This window comes from Shewanella sp. Isolate8, from assembly GCF_022398495.1.
Taxonomy (GTDB): domain Bacteria; phylum Pseudomonadota; class Gammaproteobacteria; order Enterobacterales; family Shewanellaceae; genus Shewanella; species Shewanella aquimarina.
This window is the reverse complement of the sequence record NZ_JAKEVI010000001.1, coordinates 1939285-1953900: the sequence shown is the minus strand read 5'-3', so window position 1 is coordinate 1953900 and position 14616 is coordinate 1939285. Positions and strand designations below refer to the sequence as shown.

At 54.1% G+C, this 14616-nt stretch carries 9 protein-coding genes; 4 read left to right on the top strand and 5 right to left on the bottom strand.

From position 1 onward, the window contains the following. Positions 1-136: 136 nt before the first annotated feature. The 3 genes from L1D43_RS08565 to L1D43_RS08555 all read left to right on the top strand — a co-directional run bounded on the left by L1D43_RS08565 (position 137) and on the right by L1D43_RS08555 (position 5546). A complete protein-coding gene (locus tag L1D43_RS08565; RefSeq protein WP_239851106.1) occupies positions 137-1132 on the top strand; it encodes an isoaspartyl peptidase/L-asparaginase in 996 nt (331 codons plus the stop codon). A 366-nt stretch (positions 1133-1498) separates the two neighbouring features. Beyond that, positions 1499-4327 carry an ExeM/NucH family extracellular endonuclease gene (locus L1D43_RS08560; RefSeq protein ID WP_239850766.1) on the top strand — a complete coding sequence of 943 codons (2829 nt, stop codon included), beginning with the start codon at positions 1499-1501 and terminating at the stop codon, positions 4325-4327. A 289-nt stretch (positions 4328-4616) separates the two neighbouring features. Next, positions 4617-5546: a universal stress protein gene (locus L1D43_RS08555; protein ID WP_239850763.1), complete on the top strand. Its 930-nt coding sequence runs from the start codon at positions 4617-4619 to the stop codon at positions 5544-5546. 400 nt (positions 5547-5946) lie between these two features. On the opposite strand, the gene L1D43_RS08550 is transcribed toward L1D43_RS08555, so the two are convergent. The 4 genes from L1D43_RS08550 to L1D43_RS08535 all read right to left on the bottom strand — a co-directional run bounded on the left by L1D43_RS08550 (position 5947) and on the right by L1D43_RS08535 (position 11723). Further along, positions 5947-6267: a YdbL family protein gene (locus tag L1D43_RS08550; protein WP_041511069.1), complete on the bottom strand. Its 321-nt coding sequence runs from the start codon at positions 6265-6267 to the stop codon at positions 5947-5949. A gap of 21 nt (positions 6268-6288) precedes the next feature. Beyond that, on the bottom strand, positions 6289-6432 hold the full coding sequence (locus L1D43_RS08545; RefSeq protein ID WP_160290154.1) for a YnbE family lipoprotein: 144 nt from the start codon (positions 6430-6432) through the stop codon (positions 6289-6291). A gap of 147 nt (positions 6433-6579) precedes the next feature. After that, positions 6580-10575, bottom strand: a complete 3996-nt coding sequence (locus L1D43_RS08540; RefSeq protein WP_239850761.1) for a YdbH domain-containing protein — start codon at positions 10573-10575, stop codon at positions 6580-6582. Between the two features lie 287 nt (positions 10576-10862). Beyond that, positions 10863-11723 carry a D-hexose-6-phosphate mutarotase gene (locus L1D43_RS08535; RefSeq protein ID WP_239850759.1) on the bottom strand — a complete coding sequence of 287 codons (861 nt, stop codon included), beginning with the start codon at positions 11721-11723 and terminating at the stop codon, positions 10863-10865. A gap of 251 nt (positions 11724-11974) precedes the next feature. Between L1D43_RS08535 and L1D43_RS08530 the strand changes: the two genes are divergently transcribed. Next, positions 11975-13765, top strand: coding sequence for an acyl-CoA dehydrogenase C-terminal domain-containing protein (locus L1D43_RS08530; protein WP_239850757.1), 1791 nt, complete (start codon positions 11975-11977; stop codon positions 13763-13765). A 151-nt stretch (positions 13766-13916) separates the two neighbouring features. Here the strand turns inward: L1D43_RS08530 and L1D43_RS08525 are convergent, their stop codons facing one another. Further along, positions 13917-14519: a DUF938 domain-containing protein gene (locus tag L1D43_RS08525; RefSeq protein ID WP_239850755.1), complete on the bottom strand. Its 603-nt coding sequence runs from the start codon at positions 14517-14519 to the stop codon at positions 13917-13919. Between the last annotated feature and the right edge of the window lie 97 nt (positions 14520-14616).

The window sequence follows — 14616 nt, the reverse complement described above, 5'->3', positions numbered from 1 at the left end:
GATTATGGAGGCCAAGCAAGATGGTGATTGTAATTAATGATGAAAATCGGTACAAAGAAGGCAAACAATAATGAGGAAGCCTACCGTGAGAAGCACTATTACCCCCACCCTGATAGCTGGCCTGCTGGGTCTGTTGATGAGCACCTCTGCTGCGGCCGAGAACCAGCCGTTTTCTATCGCCATCCATGGCGGTGCTGGCACCATCTCTAAGGCCAAACTGACCGAGGCGCAGCAGCAAGCCTACCGTGACAAACTCAAGCAGGCGGTGGATGCCGGTTACAAGGTGCTGGAAAAGGGGGGCGATAGCCTGACGGCGGTGACGACGGCCATCAATATTCTCGAAGACAGCCCGCTTTTTAATGCCGGTAAAGGCGCCGTCTATACCTATGATGGCTTACATGAGATGGACGCCTCCATCATGGATGGTCGCACCCTCAATGCCGGCGCGGTAGCCGGCGTTAAACATATCAAGAATCCCATCAATCTGGCGCGCGCCGTGATGGACAAGTCGCCTCATGTGATGCTGTCGGGCCAAGGCGCCGAAGAGTTTGCCCTAAGCCAGGACTTTAGCCTGGTACCTGTGAGCTATTTTGATACCGACAGCCGCTACCAGCAGCTCATCGATGCCAAGGCCAAGCTGAAACAGGCCGAGAGTGAGTCGGGTGGCAAGCCAGATTACCAGGCATCGGTAGACTACCTGGATCTGGATTATAAATTTGGCACCGTGGGCGCCGTGGCCCTGGATAAGCAGGGCAACCTGGCCGCCGGTACCTCAACCGGTGGCATGACGGTTAAACGCTTCGGGCGCATCGGTGATTCGCCGGTGATCGGCGCGGGCACCTATGCAGAAAACCAGGTGTGCGCCGTGTCGGCCACAGGCCATGGTGAGTACTTTATTCGCTACCATGTGGCGGGGGATATCTGCGCCAAGGTGAAGTATCAGCAGAAATCGATTCTGCAGGCGGCAGATGAGGTGATCAATCAGCGACTTATTACCGCGGGCGGCACCGGCGGGGTGATCGCCATCGACCAGCGCGGCAATATCGCCACCCCATTTAACACCGAAGGCATGTACCGCGCGACCCGTAAGGGCGGGGAGCAGGCTAAGATTTTGATTTGGCAGGATAAATGATCTGTGTTATCTGGCTAAAAATTTAATTTAAGTGAGGCTCGCAGCCTGTGTTGCGGGCCTCGTTTTTATCTGCCGTTTGTACTCTTTGTGAACTCCTCGATTAACCCGCCAGACACTTCCTTAAAGGCCCGCTTCACTTACTTAAGATAAGTGGATTGTGCTGCAAAAGGCCTCCTAAGCTGTCAATTGTGCTTCACACCCGACGTATTAACTTTATGTAAAATTTGTAACCTCTTTGTCACTAAGCTGATTTATAGTGTGCGCTGGTCGCAGGATCAGCACCGCAGTAATTTGAGCGTTAAGACTCGAATACTGCTTAAGAAAACTAGTTAAACACTAGGTTAATGGATAAATTTAGGGGTTAATATGTTTACCAAAGCAAGCGCGCTTGCCTTGGCGATTGGTGGTGTCTCCACCTTTGCCCAGGCCGCAGACGATCTGATCATCTCAGAATATGTAGAAGGCAGCAGCAACAACAAGGCCGTCGAATTCTACAATCCCACCGGCGCCGAAATCGATTTAAGTCAGTATCAACTCGAGTTCTACTTTAACGGCAACACAAGTGCCGGTTCTACTATCGCCCTGAGCGGTAGTCTGGCCGCCGGCAAGACGTTTGTGTTGGCCGACAACGATGCCGCTGGTGAGATCTTGGCCGTCGCCGACCAGCTCAGCACCGCCAGCTTCTTTAATGGTGACGATACCTTAGTGCTGCGCAAGCAGGGCGTGGTGATCGACAGCCTAGGCCAGCTGGGTACAGATCCGGGCTCAGAGTGGGGCAGCGGCGATCTGTCGACCCAGAATAACACCCTGCGCCGGGACCCTAACCAACTGCATGCCGACACTCAGCTCGATGATGCCGTTACCCTGTCTACCTGGACGGGCCACGCTCAGGATGATTTTAGCGATCTTGGCCAGTTTGCCGGTCAGGGGCCGACAGACCCAACGGACCCCACCGAGCCGCCGGTTGGCCTGGTCTGTCATGATCCGGCCACCGCGATCTCAGCACTGCAGGGCAGCGGCGATACCAGCCCGCTTAATGGTCAGAGTGTGACGGTCGAGGCTATCGTGACCAGCAATCAGGAGGCAGGCCTTAAGGGTCTGTTCCTGCAGATGGCCGATGCCGAGGTCGACGGTGACATCAACACCTCCGAAGGTGTGTTTGTCTATACAGGTGGTTCGCTGGGTTATCAGGCGGGGGATCGTATTCGTCTGAGCGCCACGGTTAAGGAGTATAACGGCCTGACCGAGCTGACCAATGTGAGCGACCACGCATTGTGCGGTTCGGCGCAGGCTATGCCGACCGCCGCCGAGGTGAGCCTGCCGCTGACAAAGAGCAGCGACCTGGAAGCGGTTGAAGGCATGCGTGTTCACTTTACTCAGAACCTGGTGGTGAACGAGGTTTATAACTTAGGACGCTATGGTGAGATTTTGCTCGGCAGCAAGCGTCATTTCATCGGTACTCAGGTGGCCGAGCCTGGCAGTGAGGCGTTGGCGGTCAGCCAGGCTAACGCCTTAGATTCAGTCTTGCTTGACGATGGATTAACCTCGCAAAATCCCGATCCCGTACGTTACCCCGCGCCTGGCCTGAGCGCCGACAATACGGTACGTGTGGGCGACTCTATCACAGGGCTTAATGCCGTGATGCACTATGGTTATGGCAAGTATCGTTTGATGCCAATCGATACTGTGAACTTTGTGGCCACCAACCCGAGAAGCAGTGAGCCAGCCCTCGCCGAGGGCGGTAACCTTAAGGTGGCCAGTTTCAACGTGCTTAACTACTTCAATGGAGACGGTCAGGGCGGTGGCTTCCCAACGGCACGGGGCGCCGATACGCCGAGCGAGTTTGCCCGTCAGCGCGCCAAGATTATCAGTGCCATGGTCAGCATCGATGCCGATATTTTTGGCTTGATGGAGATAGAGAACGACGGCTTTGGTAGTGAGTCTGCCATCAATGACCTGGTGAGTGGTTTAAACCAGGCGGTGGGTGAGGCGAGATATCAGTATATTGCGGCGCCAACGCCAACCATAGGCACAGACGCCATCACAGTGGGTATGCTCTATCGCAGCGATCGCGTCACACCTGTTGGGGCGGCCAAGGTACTGTCCAGCACAAACTCGCCACTGGATGAACAAGGTGAGGTGCTGTTTAACGATGGCAAGAACCGTCCTAGTCTGACACAGGCCTTCGAGGTCTTGGGAGAAGATCAGCAGCTCGTGGTGGCGGTGAATCACCTCAAGTCTAAGGGGAGCGATTGTGTCAGCTTAGGGGATCCTGATCTGGGCGATGGTCAGGGCAACTGTAACCAGACCCGTACCCGCGCGGCTACCGCTCTGGGTCGCTGGCTAGCCAGCGAGTATGGCGAGCTGCCAACCCTGGTCATTGGGGACATGAACGCCTATGCCAAGGAAGATCCTATCGATGCGCTACGTGGCGCCGGCTATCTCGAGTTGTTCGACCACCTAGGTAAGACAGGTGCATACTCCTATGTCTTCTCCGGTGAGACGGGGCAGCTTGACCATGCTCTGGCTAATGCTCAATTGGCCGACAAGGTAGTGGATGTGACCGAGTGGCATATTAACACCGACGAGCCGAGGCTGCTGGATTACAACGAAGAGTTTAAGTCGGCGGATCAGATTGCGTCGCTCTATAGCAGCCATGCCTATCGCTCTTCGGATCACGACCCCGTGGTGATCGCTTTGCTATTCGAGCGTGAGATCATAGCGCCGGTGGCTGGCTTTAGCTATGAGCTACAGGGCCGTACTGTGAGCCTAGTGAGCAGCGCCATGGATGAAGATGGTGAGATTGTCGATTACCAGTGGGATCTGGGTAATGGTGAGACCGCTGGCGGCGAACAGCTAAGCTATCGTTACGCCGAGGCCGGTGAATACCCAGTGACCCTGACGGTAACCGATAACGACGGGTTGAGTCATAGTGTGACCCAGAGGGTTAAGGTGCAGGTGAAGCAGCAAAAGCCTATTGCCGTTATCGAGCATCTGGATCTCTGGTTTATGGATATCTTCGTCTCACTGAGCTATGACACAGATGGCGAGATAGTGTCCCAGTCGTGGAAATTCAACAACGGCAGCAAGCAGACCGGCCCTGTGGCCTTCAGCTTTGGACATCGCGCCAGCAAGGTCAAACTCACGGTTGAGGATAACGATGGCCTCAAGGGTAAGGCTAAGCTGAATTTCTAGCGCTGAGCTTCTCATGATTTGAAAAGGTCGCCTCAGGGTGGCCTTTTTTATGCTTAATTTAGCGACAAATTTTAGCAAGCCTCTGTATTTAATAGGTAAAAAATAAATTTATTATCGGCTAATAGCTAAAGGTTTCCTTTGGGACTGGGTTAGCTAAAAATGTTCTTAACAATAATCATTTCTATTATCATGTGGTTGCCGCAAACCCTTGCCAATAAAGGGCTGGCGCCATTTTAGGGGCCGTTGCTTGAGCTACAATTAGGTGCGAATCCTAGGTGAGAGCAAAGTTATGGATAGCTATCAGAGACTTTTAGTGGTTGTGGATGAACACGATTTCAGCTTAAAGGCCGTTTCCCGCGCCGTGTATTTGGCCAGTAAAACCCACGCGGCAATCATAGTGATGATGTTAGAGCACAGCCATTTCGTTAACCGTTTGGTGGATACCTTCGAGGCAGACGCCAGCAAGGGGCAGGCACAACCCTTAACCAAGGAGCGTAAACTGAGTTGCTTAAATGCCTTCATCAGCCAGGCTGCCCAGTCGGGCCTCACAATTTCTAAGGCGTCTATCACCTGTCATTGCAGCGACGATGTGCTGCAGTTTTGCGATGATTTTAAGGTGGATGCGGTGATTTTGGCCGCCTCACGCCATACGCTATGGAACTGGCTGACGATTAAACCTTTGGATGTGCGCCTGATCCGCGAATCCTCCCGCCCAGTGGTGGTGGTTAAAGATCATCTATGGCAGCCCGGCGGACATATTCTCTCTTTGGTGGAGCCTTGCGCCGATGATGTTACCCACAAGGAGCTTAACGACGCCGTGCTGCAGACCTCGGAGCATTTCTCCCAGCTGTTGGCGGGAGATTGTCACCTGATCGATTGCTATTATGGTGACACCCCCAGCATGTCGTTTCATCAGGTGTTGACCCCAGCCAACGATGAGCATTACCACCTGCAGCAGATGTCCCGGTATTCGAACCGTTATCATCTACAGCCCGAGGGGAGTGGGATGAGTAATCATCATCTTCATCTGGCCAAGTCTTTGCCTGAGGATGCCATCGAATCCTTGGCCAAGGAGGTGGACTCGGAGTTGGTGATAGTGGGCGATACCGGCAATGGCAACATGTTCTCCAACATGTGTGGCCATGTGGGGGAGCAGGTGATCGACAGGATCCAATGCGATCTTCTCGTGGTTAAGCCGCAGAGCACCCACGCCATGTGAGCGCCCAAATCAGTGTAAATGCCGGTCTAATACCAATCGTAATAAACAATTGATCATTCTAGCTTGTTAAAACGCTCGATAACTGTATTAGTATTTTTAATTGTAGAATAACTACTTATCTAAAAATCCTGCTTTGTTCTCAAGCGTTTTTCCTGCGCTATTTCTGATCACATGTTTACTGTGATTGGTATAAGTACAGGTATGAGTACGATATGGCGCTTAGGCAATAGCCGTTTAGGCGACAAGGGAAATTAAAAAGGAGAGGCGAGTAAAAAGGAGAGTTAAAGGGAAAGATAAAGGGAGAGTTAAAAGGAAAGAAAGTGTGAATATCAATAAGCGACGCCTAGGCGTCGCTTATTCGTTCTCGTTGTACAGCTTAAGCTGCTTAAGAGTAAAGCCGCTATTTCTTGACCCATTTACCCTGGGGGGTCTGAATGTAATGGCCCTTGGCGGCGGCCGCTATCGCCTTTTCGGCGGCAAGCTTGGCCACGTCATCGACGCTTATCTGGTTTTTACGGGCGATCTTTTCATAGTGGGCCTTACGCTTGGCGTTGACCGACTTGGCCAGGGCGCTGGCTTCACCGTTGTTGACCACCACACCGAGATAGCCGTTGACCTGTTCGCCCACTAACCCTTGCGCCTTGGCGTCTTGCAACGAGATGGCGAAGGCATTGAGGCTGAGAAGAAGTCCGGCCATGAGGACGAGTATTTTGCTTTTCATTGGGATCACCTTATACCTTGATTAGAAGAGTTCATCGTTGTTGATCAGCTCATCGAGCTCTTTATCCACCTTAATCTTGATCTCATGTTCAATCTTAACGTTAAGGTTGATAACGATAGGCTTTTCCGGTGGCTCTATCTTGACCGTTGGCGTGCAGCCGCCCATGAGCAGCACGGCGGCCAGGCTCAGGGTTATCGTCGGCAAGGTTAGCAATTTCTTCACAGTGCTTCCTTAATCTGGTTGAAAATTTCATTGGCTATGGTCTTAGTGTAGATCCCTAAGATGACCATAGGCTGAACGTTTGGCGCTGAACTAGTTGGCCATGGCGCGCTCGATTTCGCTTTGCAGTCTATCACCGATTTGTAAACTCTTGAGTAACTGCAACATATTCTCTTCTTGAGCGTAATTCAAATGGATAGGGCGTTCAATATCTTTGGCCCGTCCTTTCACCTGGACTTTAAGCAAGGCATCGCCGTTGGGAGCCATGTCGAAACTGCTGGACAGCTGGGTGTAGTGCAGCTCTTCCAGTGCCGAGAAGGCAAAGTCCAGATAGGGTTGTGACAGGCGCATCTGCAGCACGGCCGGATTGTCATCTACCTTGATGAGCCCGCCCGGTGCGCGCGCCGCCAGCTGACCCTGGGTGATGCTCACCTGGCCATCTTCTAGCCGGACCGGCAGTACGCCATCGAAGATGCCGTCGGCATAGATGCCTGTTTGTGGCTGCGCCGCCAGTAGCTGTTCGAGATCCAGCCCCTGTAGCACCAGATAGGCGGAGGAGGGAGCGCCCAGGTTGAGGTCGAAGATGGGCAGTAGGATCTCGCCGCCCAGGGTGTTGGCCCTGGCATCGAGTTTTACATCGGCGCCGCTCAGCACCATGTCATCCTCAGTCTTTTTATCGAGCGACGCATCATTCGCTCCCTGGGTCAGATCCAACTTGAGCTTGGCATGAGCGTTAATGTCGGTCAGCAACACCCCCGGGTTGAAGGCGGCGACATCGAGCGACAGGGAGTCACAGCTAAACTTAGCCCATAGCGCCTGCGCGCCTTTTACGCCTGCTAGCTGGCATTGGCCAGTAAACTCGGCCTGCTCGAACGGTAGGGCGTTAAGGCTGCCCTCGCTGAGCTTGACCTCTGGGGTCAAGGCAAAGGAAAAATCCATGTTATCCCCATTCCAGTTGAGGCTATGCTGGCTGGTAAGATTGATATCGCCGATCAAGGAGTCTTCAAGGGCCTGGCCTGCCAAGCGCGTCAGGCGTTTCATCAGCTCGTTGGCATCACTTGTCAGGGTGAGAGCCCCCTTAAGTACTTGAGGTGTCAAACTGCTTGAAAGCGATAAGTGATGCTCGCTCGCAAACGGCAGGCCGTCGATATTCCACTGCTCAAGGGTGGTTAGCCCATAGTGCTCGATGGCATTGCTTTTAAGTGAATCGCCTTTGCGCAAATGTTGCTGTGCTTTAATCAAGTCATGTGGTGCTTGGATCAAATTTTTTGATGGCATCTGGCTCATTGCCGCCGAAGGTGTAGTTACTTTGTTTGGCTGTGCTAGCGGCCCAATGCCATGCCATTGCAGCGATTGATTAAGGTTGGCGCTAGGCAGCTTAATGAGCGTCTTGCGGCGCAATTTATTGAGGCGAAACCTCTCCTGAGTCAGCTTAAGATTGGTCAGCCGGTAGTCGATGCTACTCTGCCAGGGTGCTGCTAACAGGGCATCTGGCGAAAATGAGAAGGCGGCTGCAGGCTTGTCAGGGGTCGCCTTTGCATCGGCTTTTGTGTCTGAGTCGTTCCTGGCCGATTGAGGCCTTAGCCTAATGGTCTGTGTCGCCAGCCTCAGTTCGTCCAGGTTGAGCCGCATAGTTTGGGTCTGAGCATGAGTCTGCCCCTGAGCTTGGTTATTAGCTTGGGTCTGAGCCTGAACTTGGGCATGAGTTTGGGTTTGAACTTGGGCCTGAGCCTGAACTTGAACCTGATCCTTAACGGCTTTCTGCTCGCTTGCGGCGAGCGAAATCACCTTAGCCTCAATGGGCGGGATAAGCAGTGTTTGCTCATCCAGGCGCACGGGTTTCACAGCTTCAAGCACAAGCTCGGTTGCAAATAGCTCACGCCGATTAGGCGCAAGCTCTTGTAAAGGCGACGTATTTGGAGTGTCGGCCGTGAAGGGAGCAGGCATAACAAGATGAGGGGAGTCGGTCACGCTCTTAAAGTGACTCAGCTCGGCGAGTATGGGTTTGCCTTGCGCACGAGAGAAATGGCCGGCGCCCAGAGAGGTGCGAGTCTGCTCGCTGGTAAGCCTAGCGAGTAGCTCGTAGGTTAACTTGCTAGCCTCACTGCGAGCCGGGCCTTGCTTATTGTAACTTGCAGGCCAACTGAGATGATGCCCGTCGATAGCGACATTTAGCCCTCGCCAATCAAGTCTTAGTGCCGGCTCTGGCTCTGCTTGTAGAAAGAGATGCACAGGCTTAGGTATCTCTGTGGCTATCTTACTTGCGCCGACCTTAACGTCCTGATGAGTAAACTCTGGTTGGGTCAGAGCGAGCTGGCCTGTTAGCGTCAACTCGAGTGCGCTCGATTCCGGGGCTCTCGTGTCATTAGCACTTGCTGTCGTCGGTTCAGCTTGCCGTGCATCGAGCCTGCCTTGGATTTTCAGATTTGCGGCGGCAAGGTTCAGGCGATTCTCTATGCTTGGCGTCTTCGCTATGCTTGTTCTATTTCCTTTGGTCGTTTCGCTTTCGGCAATGGTTTCACAGCCTTTGCTTGTATGCAGATCTTGCACTGTTTTTGGCTGTGGGTATGGCGGCAGCATGAGGCACAGTGGCTGCTTTAGCAGAGATTCAATCTGCCAGTCGCCGATGAGTTGCCAGACAGATAGGGAGCTTGACTGTTGAGTCTCTGCAGGCTCGGTTGTTTGCCGGACTTCTTGCCTGACTTCTTGCTTGGCTTCTTGCGGTTTTATCTTAGCTAATCTGGCCTGCTCGAGCCTGGCGGTTAGCGCAGCGCCCTGAGTGGCAACTTTGGCGGTGAACGTACCAAGCGTTAGTGTTTGATCTTTGATGGCAAGGTTCAGCGCCTCGGCGCTTCGCTGCGCTTCTTTTGTTTGTGTCTCTCGCACCTCCGTCACCTGGTTAACATTGGTTGGCGCGCCGAGTTCGAGGGCGACTTCTACCGTCTGCTTATTCGGTGACTGGGCTTCGAGCGCCGTTAGCAGCGCGCCGAACGATGCGGATTCTCCGGCCAGTTCTCTGAGCTGCGTAAGTGAAGTGCTGCTGGAGAGCCAAAAGGGGGACAGGGTGAGGTGCAGATCGTTTAGGGGGCCACTAAGGTCAACTGCCATGCTCTTAGCCGAGTGAGCATGACCGCTTTGATCATGGCTGTTCACGGCTATGGCGATCGCCGGCGAGAGAGGCTGATCAGCGAGCCGTTTCAGGGTGATGTTCAGATCGCTAAACTCATGGCGGGAGTGAAGCTCGCCTTTGATAAGGTCTAATTCGCCTTGGGAGCTGAGACTGCCGCTTAGGGAAAACGCCTGGGTTAAACGCGCGTTGACATCATGTAATGCAGCCACCATAAGGGTCGCCTCAACGAGGGCTGGCGTTTGTTGCCCTGTCGACGATGCTGATCTTGAAGTGCTGGCATTAGATGTCAGCGAGCTGAGCTCGCCGATAAGGCGCCCGAGGGGCTCGAATTCGAGTCGGCTAGTGAGTTGCCAGCGCGTCTTGTCGAGTGTCGCCGCCAGGGTCAACAGTGGCGCCTGATAGAAGCTAAGGGCGCCGGTGAGCTGGCCTCGATTGTCCAGGTTAAGATAATCGAGTTTGAGTCCCAGTGGTTGCGACCTGGCGCCCAGGCCTTGTGACTGTTTGCCTAGCAGGTTAAAGCTTATCTCACCCAGGGCAATTTGGGGCAGAGCGCCTAAGTTAAGGGCGCTGCTGGTACCTGAGTCTTGCTGGCGACCTAAGCTGTCAAAGTAGTCTTGGCTGAGGGATACCTGTGCGCGGCGCACGGCGAGAGATTCTATCTGTGCCAGCCCGATTGGCGCAGATAGCCAGTCTTTGGCGAGCGTTAGCCCGATATCCTCGAGCCTCACCAGATTATTGTCGACCTTAAGAAGTACCATGGGCAGCTTAAGATCCATGAGGTCGGCAGGACTGAGCCGCAGCGTTTCTATGCTGATACCGGCATCCGTTAGATAGGAATTGGCGAGACGTTTAACCAGGTTTTCCAGTTGACTCGCCACTAGCACGAAGAGCAGCAGGGACAGCACCACGGCGCCGGCGAGTAATTTAGTGATGCGGGAGGTGAAAAAACGTCGCGACATCTGTCCTTGTCTCTGGTTGTTTTGCCTTAGTTAGCTTTACTTTTAGCTTCAGCTTTCTGGCTTTCGTTGGCTAGCTTAGCTTTATGGCTTTAGTTGTTTAGCTTACGTCGTCTGGCTTAGCCATTTATCGGCGCTAACAGTTCTATTTTAGCTCGCTTGCCCCAAGGCCTGAAGTTAATCAGAGGGCGCCCTATAGATGCGGCGCCCGGTTCTCTAAATCGGGCCAAATATCGGGCTAAATATCGGCTCAAGCCGGGTCAGGTTCAGTCATGCACAGCCAAATCCTGCTAAGACTCTGCCTTAGGCAGCCAGCGGATATGTGCGCTAAGGGTATGGGACTCGCCCGGTGCCAGCTCGACCCTATCTTCCAACACGTTGGCGGCCTCCAAGCAGACCATGGTGAGATAGTCTTGAGGGTTAAAGCGTGATAGACGCTTGGATTTTTCTATCCAGGGATTCCAGAGCACCGCCGAATGACTGTTGTCGCGGCGCACCTCGATGATCCCCTGTGGGGTGTGCAGCAGCTGGCAGCCGCCTAGCTGGGTGTAGACGCGGTCGGTTTCCCGATCAAACAGCACCTCATCGCCGGCTTGAGGGTAGGGCCCTTCACCAAATTCGATATAGTGGGCACCGTTAAAGCCGCTGGCCTTTAGCTTGTGAATATCCTCGATAGGGAAGTAGGTGTGCAGCGCCTGGGTCAGGTTGATGGGCGTATCTCCCAGGTTGGTGTTAACCAGGCTGACACTGAGGCTATCGCTCAGGGTGAAGATAAGCTCGACCCGGCTCGGATGGGCCCAGTACTGCTTATCGTCATCGCTTATGGTCAGGCTAAACTTGAGTTCGACCACCTGATCGCGCATCTGCACAGCATCTAAGTTCCACAGACGGGTACGGGCGAAGCCGTGCTGCGGCCACTGCGGGTTTTCATGCATGCCAAACCAAGGCCAGCAGACAGGAATGCCGCCACGAATGCCGCTGCCGGGCTGGTAATCGTCGGCGCTCGATACCCAAAGCAGCGGGGCTTGTCCCTTAGGTTGAAACCTGTCTATCTGGGCACCTTGCATGAATATGCGTGCCAGACAGAGATCGGTATCGACCTCGACATATTCGAGTCCTTGGGGATGTTTCTTGACGGTTACAGAACCCATAAATGCTCCTCACGAGTTAGGCCGGGCGGGTAAATCATTTGTTGACCTAGCTTACAGAGTTTTATTCCTAAGCTGTAGTATGACATTGATTGTTTTTGTGCTTTTCAAGGTCGAGGGGAATTCAGCCTGGTTTAAGGGCTGTATTTTTGAGCAGATTTGGGTAAAGTGGTCGGAGCACTATAGTTGAGCGAGCGCTAATAAGCCTACCTGCGCCTGTTCGTTTTGGAATTCGACAATAGAAGGAATAAGGAATGCCAATCTATCAAGCTCCACTGCGCGACTATCAGTTTATTCTCTCCGAGTTACTCAATATCTATGAGCGAGACGACCTTCAGGGATTCGATGAGATCGACGCCGAATTGAGTGACGCTATCCTTCAAGGGGTTGCCGACTTTACCACAGAGATCATGCTGCCGCTCAACAGCAAAGGTGATGTTGAGGGGTGCCAGCTGGTCGAGGGGCAGGTGCGTGCCCCCCAGGGGTTTAAAGAAGCCTATCGCCAATATGTCGATAATGGCTGGGCGACGCTGACCAGCGATCCCGAATATGGTGGTCAGGGGCTTCCCGAGTGCATCGGCGTGTTTGCCACCGAGATGAAGACGGCGACCAACATGGCCTTCGCCATGTACCCAGGGCTAACCCACGGCGCCTACGCCGCCATTCATGCCCACGGCAGCGACGCGCTTAAGGCCAAGTATCTCGAAAAGCTGGTGTCGGGCGAATGGACAGGCACCATGAATCTGACCGAGGCCCATGCGGGCACGGATCTGGCGCTGCTGCGTACCAAGGCCAAGCCCGTGGGCGAGGACACCTATGCCATCAGCGGTGAGAAGATCTTTATCTCGTCTGGCGATCATGACCTGGCCGACAACATAGTGCATCTTGTGCTGGCGCGCCTGCCCGATGCGCCAGCTGGGGTGAAGGGGATCTCCCTGTTTGCCGTGCCTAAATATCTGGTGAATGACGATGGCACCCTAGGTTGCCGCAACGGCGTCGAGGCCAGCGCTCTCGAACATAAGATGGGCATTCATGGTAACTCTACCTGTGTCATGGTGTTCGATGGTGCCATCGGCGAGCTGGTGGGCGAACCCCATCAGGGGCTTAAAGCCATGTTCACCATGATGAACGAGGCGAGACTCGGTGTGGGTGTGCAGGGGCTCGGGGTGTCTGAGATCGCCTATCAAAATGCCCTGAGCTATGCCAGAGAGCGTCTACAGGGGCGTGCTCTGAGCGGCGTGAAGGAGAGCGAGCAGCCCGCCGATCCTATTCTGGTTCATGGCGATGTCAGACGCATGTTGATGGCTCAGAAAGCCTTTAACCAGGGCGCAAGGGCGCTGATGGGCCAGCAGGCGCTTTGGCTCGACGAGTCCCATCGTCATCAGGATAAGGCCAAGGCGGCTACGGCGGCCAAGTTAGCGGCGCTCTTTACCCCGGTGGTGAAAGGTTTCGTGACAGATCAAGGCTTTAAGGCCTGTGTCGATGCCCAGCAGGTCTATGGTGGCCATGGCTATATCCACGAGTGGGGCATGGAGCAGTTTGTGCGCGATAGCCGTATCGCCATGATCTACGAGGGCACCAATGGTGTGCAGGCGCTGGACCTCGTTGGGCGTAAACTGCTTGCGGATAAAGGCGAGGCCCTAGGGCTCTGGTCTGAGATGGTTAAGCCCTTCCTGGCCGAGCACCTCGAGGATGAGACGCTCAAACCTTACCTGCTGCCACTGATGGAGGCCATCACAGATCTTGAGAAGGCGACTCAGTATATGGTTACCAATGGCGTTAAAAATCCCGACATCATAGGCGCCGCTTCTATGGGGTATCTGCAGATCTTAGGCATAGTCGCGTTGGGCTGGATGTGGGCCCGCATGGCGGTGTCGGCTAACCAGGCGATAGCAGGTGGTGAAGAGGATGCCTTCTACGCCAATAAGCTCATTACCGCCAGGTTCTACATGAGTTACTGGGCGCCGCAAACCCGCAGTGTCCGCTACCAGATGGAGCGCAGCTGCGAGCTGCTGACTCAGTTACAAGACAGCGATTTCGACTAGGCAAGTTAGGATTAAGCCAGATTCGACTCGGCCAGATTCGAATGGGCAAGTTAGGATTGAGTCAGATTCGATCTAGCAAGAAGGGCCGCAAGGCCCTTTTTTAATGCCCTATCACTTGGCCATTAAAAGAGTAAGCGACAGGGTGATGGCGTTAGCGCATGAAATGCAGCAAACGGTTGTTGGCCGGCATCTCATGGTCGGCCTGCAGATTGAGGCCTGCCGCCTTGGCGAGCTCAGTTATCCATTCGATGTCGCGAATGCCGCTGTGGATGTTGCGATGCTTGAGCCAGATATCGAACTGGCGATTGCTCTCGCTGGTGTATTGATTGTGATAGTTGAAGGGGCCATAGACACAGAGGTGGCCTGTGTCGCTGAGGTGGCGCTCAACGCCCTTAAAGAAGTCGACCACCATGGCCTCACTCATGATATGCAGGGTGTTGGCACTGAAGATCCCGTCGACCTCTCCCGGCGTGAGCGGCCAGGGGGCGGAGACATCCAGGGTAACGGGCGGCGCGATATTATCGCCGCCCTGTAGGGCGATTCGCATCTCGAGTGGCTCGATAAATTGAGGCTGATCGCTGGGGCACCAGGTGAGATGGGGCAGGTGGGAGGCAAAGAATACCGCGTGCTGACCCGTGCCGCTGCCGATCTCCAGAACCCGGCGCGTCGTCTTAAAGCTTTGTTTCAGCACCGCCAAAATCGGCGCCTTGTTGTTTTCGCAAGATGGAGAAAAGGGGAGTTGGCTTAATGACATAAGGCGGCGCAAGTTATGTGAGTGACTGTGATGACACAATTTACGCGAGTTTAAACGGCGCGTGCAAGCAAAAAGCGCCCGAAGGCGCTTTCTATTT

Excerpts from the sequence above, each read along its gene's own strand:
- L1D43_RS08565 (WP_239851106.1), top strand. The coding sequence starts at position 137 with ATGAGCACCTCTGCTGCGGCCGAGAACCAGCCGTTTTCTATCGCCATC.
- L1D43_RS08560 (WP_239850766.1), top strand. The coding sequence starts at position 1,499 with ATGTTTACCAAAGCAAGCGCGCTTGCCTTGGCGATTGGTGGTGTCTCC.
- L1D43_RS08555 (WP_239850763.1), top strand. The coding sequence starts at position 4,617 with ATGGATAGCTATCAGAGACTTTTAGTGGTTGTGGATGAACACGATTTC.
- L1D43_RS08550 (WP_041511069.1), bottom strand. The coding sequence starts at position 6,267 with ATGAAAAGCAAAATACTCGTCCTCATGGCCGGACTTCTTCTCAGCCTC.
- L1D43_RS08545 (WP_160290154.1), bottom strand. The coding sequence starts at position 6,432 with ATGGGCGGCTGCACGCCAACGGTCAAGATAGAGCCACCGGAAAAGCCT.
- L1D43_RS08540 (WP_239850761.1), bottom strand. The coding sequence starts at position 10,575 with ATGTCGCGACGTTTTTTCACCTCCCGCATCACTAAATTACTCGCCGGC.
- L1D43_RS08535 (WP_239850759.1), bottom strand. The coding sequence starts at position 11,723 with ATGGGTTCTGTAACCGTCAAGAAACATCCCCAAGGACTCGAATATGTC.
- L1D43_RS08530 (WP_239850757.1), top strand. The coding sequence starts at position 11,975 with ATGCCAATCTATCAAGCTCCACTGCGCGACTATCAGTTTATTCTCTCC.
- L1D43_RS08525 (WP_239850755.1), bottom strand. The coding sequence starts at position 14,519 with ATGTCATTAAGCCAACTCCCCTTTTCTCCATCTTGCGAAAACAACAAG.